Annotated in this window: 4 protein-coding genes and 1 tRNA gene; 2 read left to right on the forward strand and 3 right to left on the reverse strand. The window is 71.2% G+C overall.

The genetic code is table 11. From position 1 onward, the window contains the following. Positions 1-148: 148 nt before the first annotated feature. Genes RI554_10095 through RI554_10105 form a run of 3 tightly spaced genes read right to left on the reverse strand, consistent with a single transcriptional unit; the run spans position 149 to position 3564 of the window. Positions 149-1078, reverse strand: a complete 930-nt coding sequence (locus tag RI554_10095) for an ABC transporter permease (GenBank protein MDR9392366.1) — start codon at positions 1076-1078, stop codon at positions 149-151. Further along, positions 1075-1992, reverse strand: coding sequence for an ABC transporter permease (locus tag RI554_10100; protein ID MDR9392367.1), 918 nt, complete (start codon positions 1990-1992; stop codon positions 1075-1077). The genes RI554_10095 and RI554_10100 overlap by 4 nt, the downstream gene beginning before the upstream one ends. Before the next feature lie 48 nt (positions 1993-2040). Continuing rightward, the gene (locus tag RI554_10105; GenBank protein MDR9392368.1) at positions 2041-3564 is read right to left on the reverse strand and encodes an ABC transporter substrate-binding protein; all 1524 of its coding nucleotides are present in this window, start codon (positions 3562-3564) and stop codon (positions 2041-2043) included. Between the two features lie 379 nt (positions 3565-3943). Between RI554_10105 and betA the strand changes: the two genes are divergently transcribed. Together betA and RI554_10115 are read left to right on the forward strand one after the other, a co-directional pair. Further along, positions 3944-5608 carry a choline dehydrogenase gene (gene betA, locus RI554_10110; protein ID MDR9392369.1) on the forward strand — a complete coding sequence of 555 codons (1665 nt, stop codon included), beginning with the start codon at positions 3944-3946 and terminating at the stop codon, positions 5606-5608. Positions 5609-5674: 66 nt separating this feature from the next. Continuing rightward, positions 5675-5751: transfer RNA gene (locus tag RI554_10115), tRNA-Pro, on the forward strand. The last annotated feature ends 249 nt before the right edge of the window (positions 5752-6000 follow it).

Raw genomic sequence — 6000 nt, forward strand, 5'->3', positions numbered from 1 at the left:
ACGCCGTAGCGGGCCGCGACGCGGCGTTCGGCGTCGAACCAGGCGCCCTCGGTATCGACGAGGGTGCCGTCCATGTCGAGCAGGACGGCGTCGAACGCGAACGGGTCGGGCGCCACGGGGCCGGCGGGGGGTGGGGCGTCCGGCCCGCTCACCCCTCCCCCGCTCGCGGGTCGAGGGCGTCGCGCAACCAATCCCCGACGAGGTTGATGCCGAGGGTCGTGACGGCGATCGCGAGGCCGGGGAAGATCGCCATCCACGGCTCCGTCGTCAGGAAGCGCCGCCCGAGCGACAGCATGTTCCCCCAACTGGGGACCTCCGGCGGGACGCTGAGCCCGAGGAAGCCGAGGCCGGCTTCGTAGAAGATCATGGCGGACATCTCGAACGTCGCGAGGGTCGCGAGTGGCCCGACGAGGTTCGGCAGCAGGTGCCGGGGGATGATCCGGCCCGACGACGCCCCGAGCCCGCGCGCCGCCTCGACGTACGCGAGCTGTTTGAGGCGCAGCACCTGCCCACGGGTCACGCGAACGAAGACGGGGCTGCTGGTCACGCCGAACAACAGGATGACGTTGACGAGGCTGCGCCCGAGGATCGTCGCGATCACGATGACGAGCACCAGGTACGGCACCGACAGAAGCAGGTTCGTGAAGGCCGTGATCACGCCGTCGAGCCGACCGCCGAAGTACCCGGCGAGCAGGCCGAGCGTCACGCCGATCGTCACCGACAACGTCACGCCGAACACCCCCACGAGGAGGGAGACGCGGGCGCCGTACACGATGCGGCTGAAGAGGTCCTGCCCCAACTGGTCGGTGCCGAGGAGGTGGGCAGCGCTGCCCTCCGGGTTCCAGGCGGGCGGAATGCGGGCGGAGAGGAAGTCCGCATCGGAGGGGCCGTACGGCGCGACCCACGGGGCGAACACCGCCGCGGCGGCGATGAGGAGCACCAGCCCCGCGCCGAACAGCCCGGCGGGGCTGCGCAGCAGCGCGCGCCCGAGGCGCCGCGGGGAGAACAGCCCCTCGCCGGCGTGCGCGTCGCCCGCGACCGGTGGGCCCGCGTCGGGGGCGGACGTCGGGGACGTCATGCGGCCCTCAGGCGCGGGTCGATGAGGCCGTACGCCAGGTCGGTGAGCAGGTGGATCGAGATCGCGAAGAACGACAGGAAGATCGTGATCGTCTGCACCAACGGGAAGTCGGTGTCGCGGATCGCGGTCTCGAGGAGGGTCCCGAGGCCGGGCCAGGCGAAGACGACCTCGATGTACACCGAGCCGCCGAGCAGGTACGTGAACTGGATGCCGAGGACGCTGACGATGGGGATCGCGACGTTGGGGAGAACGTGCTTCAGCGACACGCGGGCGCCCGCGACGCCCTTCGCTTGGGCGGTCCGAACGAAATCGCTTCGGCGTACCTCCAGCACCGCGGAACGCGTGAGGCGCACGAGCTGCCCCATGCCGGCGAACCCGAGCGCGACGGCGGGCAGCACGATCGAGTCGAACCCGTCCCGCCCGAAGGCGGGGAACCAGCCGAGCCCGACGGCGAACCACACGATGAACAGCATCCCGAGCCAGAAGTTCGGGACGGTCTGGCCCGCCAACCCCACGCCGCGCGCGAGGGCGTCGATCCACGTGCCGGGCCGCATGCCGCCCGCCAAGCCCAGGGGGACGGAGGCGAGGACCGCGAAGGCGAGGGCGGCGAGCGCCAGTTGGAACGTGGCGGGGAGGCGTTCGGCGACGATCTCGAGGGTGGGGCGGCGCTGCCGCAACGAATCGCCGAAGTCGCCGCGCGCGACGCCCGTCATGTAGTCGGCGAACTGGACGGGGAGGGGCCGGTCGAGCCCCATCTCCGCCGCGAACGCTTCACGCTGTTCGGGCGGGGCCTCCTTGGGCATCATGAGGCCGACCGGGTCGCCGGTGAGGCGCACGAGGAAGAACACCAACACCAGGACGCCGAGGATGAGGGCCAGCGATTCGCCGACCCGGCGGGCGAAGAAAGAGATCATCGAAACATAGGGGTCGGGCCGACCGCGGACGGTCGGCCCGACGGGGCCTCAGTCGGCGAAGCCGACCGAGCGCAGGTAGTACTCCTCCGCCGCGCGCGGCTGGTAGCCCTCGAGGTCGGCGTCGATCGCCTCGAAGATCACCGGCTGGTAGAGGTAGATGAAGGGCGGGTCCTCGCGCATCAGCTCGTGCATCTCGCCGTACAGCTCCGCGCGGGCGTCGCGGTCGACCTCGCGCTGGATCTCCTGGATCAGGTCCGCGATGCGCTCGTCCTCCCAGGTGTTGTAGTAGTTCCCGGGGGTGAGGGCGCCGTCGAGGCGCGGGATGGCCTCCCCGAACTCCGACGACCAGCTGTCGACGTACATCGGGCCGGTGACCGCGTAGTTGGGTTCGCTCCAGTAGGCGTTCGTCGTTTGGAAGTCGACCTCGACGTCCACGCCGATCTGCCCGAGGCTGGAGGCGATCGCCTGGCACACCTCGTTGATGTTGACGTAGCCGTCGGCGGGGCACCCCATGGTGATCTCGAAACCGTCCTCGTAGCCGGCCTCCGCGAGCAGCTCGCGGGCGCGGTCGGGGTCGTACGGGAACGGCTGCATGGCGTCGGCGTCGTAGCCGAGGTTGCCTTCGACGACGAAGCCGGGGGCGGCGTTCGCCTGGCCGCTGAAGATCGCCTGGTTGATGCCGAAGCGGTCGAGACCGAAGTTCAGCGCCTGGCGGACGCGGCGGTCCTCGAGGGGGGTCCCGACGCCGGCGCCCATGTTCTTGAAGGCGACGTAGTAGACGCGGTCGTTGAGGTAGCTGACGACCTCGACGTCGTCGCTTCCCTCGAGGGCGGTCACCTGGTCGGGCGTGAGGCGGTTGGCGACGTCGACGTCCCCGGTCTGGATGGCGGCGAGGCGGGTCGAGCCGTCGGGGATGACGCGGTAGACGAGGCGGTCGACGCGGGGCAGGCCGTCGGCCCAGTAGTTGGGGTTGGCCTCCATGACGATGCGCTCGCCCGGCGTGCGCTCGACGAAGCGGAAGGGACCGGTCCCGACCGGGTCCTGCGCGAAGGCGTCGAGGCCGACCTCGCGGATGTAGGCCGGCGGCACCATCGCCCAGTTGTTCGCCATGGTCGTGAGGAAGATCGCGTTGGGTTCCGGCGTCGTGATGCGCACGGTGTACGGGTCGATCGCTTCGACGAGGTCGGCGGCGCTGAAGGCGCTGGCGTAGTCGTTCGACTCGTCCTGGCCGGTCTCCCACGTCGCGACGACCGATTCGGCGTCGAACGTCTCGCCGTTGTGGAACGTCACGCCCTCCCGGAGCTCGAAGACGTACTCGGTGCCGTCGTCGGAGATCGTCCAGTCGGTGGCGAGCGCCGGCACGAGGTTGCCGTCGTCGTCGATCCAGACGAGGGAATCGAACAGCGACCAGGCGGCGTTGGACGCGGTCCGGTCGGAGGTGCGGGGCATGAACAGGGACGTCGGGTCGCTCGAGAGCGAGACGACGAGCTCGTCCTGAGCCTGGGCGGTGCTCGTCGGGACGACGAACGCCGCGAGGGCGAGGAGGGCGGGTACGAGGCGGAACCTTTGCAACGGAATGCTCCTTCCGAGACATGACGCGGGGGCGGATCCCCCGAACGCGGGGGCGAATCCCCCTGACGGAACGATGACGCAAGGACGTCATGGCCGTGCAACGCGCCCGTCGTGCGCGGGTCGGCGCCTCGTCACGTTCGCGAGGGCGACGCCGCAGGGCGCGGTCCGGCGTGCGGACCGGATGGAACGTAGCACGACCCGGGCCGTTTGCCCCTTGCGGCCTGGAACGGTACGTGTCACGAAGCGCGTCGCGTACGCGGTTCGCCGCCCCGCTCGGGCGGCCTTGACACGGTCGGCGGGCCGGAACGCCCGGGAAACGCTGGTAGCCTCCCTCGAGTCGTCCGCGCGGCGCGCCGCGCGGAGGCAGGAAGGAGGCGTCATGAGCGACGAACGCTTCGACGTCGTCATCGTCGGGGGTGGGTCCGCCGGGTCGGCGCTCGCCGCCCGCCTGAGCGAGGATCCCGACACGCGGGTGTTGCTGCTGGAGGCCGGCCGCGCCGACTGGCCGTGGGACGTGTTCATCCACATGCCGGCGGCGCTGCCGTTCCCGATCGGCAACCCCCGCTACGACTGGCAGTACGCATCCGATCCCGAACCGCACATGGGCGGACGCCGGGTGTATCACGCACGCGGCAAGGTGTTGGGCGGGTCGTCGAGCATCAACGGCATGATCTTCCAGCGCGGCAACCCGATGGACTACGACCGCTGGGCGGAGGCGCCCGGCATGGAGGACTGGGACTACGCGCACTGCCTGCCGTACTTCAAGCGGATGGAGACCTGCCTGGCGGGCGAGGACGCCTGGCGCGGCGGGGACGGTCCCCTCGTCCTCGAGCGGGGCCCGGCGACGAACCCCCTCTTCCGCGCCTTCTTCGACGCCGTCCAGGAGGCCGGGTACCCGCTCACGGACGACGTCAACGGCTACAAGCAGGAGGGCTTCGCGGCGTTCGACCGGAACGTCCACCGCGGCCGCCGCTGGTCGGCGTCGAAGGCGTACCTGAAGCCGATCCGCTCGCGCCCCAACCTGACCGTTCGGACCCGCGCCTTCGTGCGCCGCGTCCTGTTCGACGGCACCCGCGCGACCGGCGTGGAGTACGTGCACGCGGGCCGCACGCGAACGGTGGAGGCGGGCGAGACGATCCTGTCGGGCGGCGCGATCGCGACGCCGCAACTGCTGCAGGTGTCGGGCGTCGGGCCGGCGGAACACCTGCGGTCGGTCGGCGTCGAGCCGATCGTCGACCTGCCCGGCGTGGGACGCAACCTGCAGGACCACCTGGAGGTCTACATCCAGTACGCCTCGAAGCAGCCGGTCTCCATGTCCCCCTGGTTGGCCTGGTGGCGCCGCCCGTGGGTCGGCTTCCAGTGGCTGTTCTTCCGCCGCGGGGCGGGCGCCACGAACCACTTCGAGGGGGGCGGCTTCATCCGCTCGAACGACGAGGTGGGCTGGCCGAACCTGATGTTCCACTTCCTCCCCCTCGCCATCCGCTACGACGGCAGTTCCCCCGCCGGGGGGCACGGCTACCAGGTGCACGTCGGGCCGATGTTCTCCGACGTCCGCGGCGAACTGAAGATCGTCTCGAGCGACCCGACGGTGAAGCCCTCGATGCAGTTCAACTACCTCTCGACGGAGAACGACCGGCGCGAATGGCTGGAAGCGGTCCGCTTGGCGCGGCACATCCTGACGCAACCGGCGTTCGAGCCGTACAACGCGGGCGAGTTGTCGCCGGGCCCGTCGGTCGAGAGCGACGAGGCCATCCTCGATTGGGTGGCGCGCGACGCGGAAACCGCGTTGCACCCGTCCGGCACCGCGAAGATGGGGACGGACGCGATGGCGGTCGTCGACCCGTCGACGATGCGGGTGTACGGCACCGAAGGCCTCCGGGTCGTCGACGCGTCGGTCATGCCGATCATCACGAACGGCAACATCTACGCGCCGGTCATGATGATCGCGGAGCGGGCGGCGGACCTGATCCGCGGCGTGACGCCGCTACCTCCGTCCGACGCGCCGGTGTACCGGCACGCGCCCGGCGCGACGCCCGGCGCCTGAGCGCGTCGCTGCGCCCCTCGGGGTTTGACCCTGCCGCGGGGGGCGCGTATGCTTGGGGCCGCGCGTCGGGGTGTAGCGCAGCCTGGTAGCGCACTTGACTGGGGGTCAAGTGGTCGCTGGTTCGAATCCAGTCACCCCGACCATCGCGGGCGGATCCCCACCGCCCCACGTCGCCGCGCCGTCCCCCGGGACGGCGCGGCGTCGTCGTGGTCCCGCCACGACCGTCACCACGGGCCGGCCCCTCGACGCCGCTCGAGGGAACGGACCGCGCCCCGTCCCCGACGCCCCCCAACGTCGACAGACCCCCGGTCGCCCCCCGGACGCCCCGAAGGACGCGCCCCGCGAGCCCCTCGGCGCTTCGGGGCGTCGGGGGGGAACGCGACGTGCGCTCG

The organism is Trueperaceae bacterium (assembly GCA_031581195.1).
Taxonomy (GTDB): domain Bacteria; phylum Deinococcota; class Deinococci; order Deinococcales; family Trueperaceae; genus SLSQ01.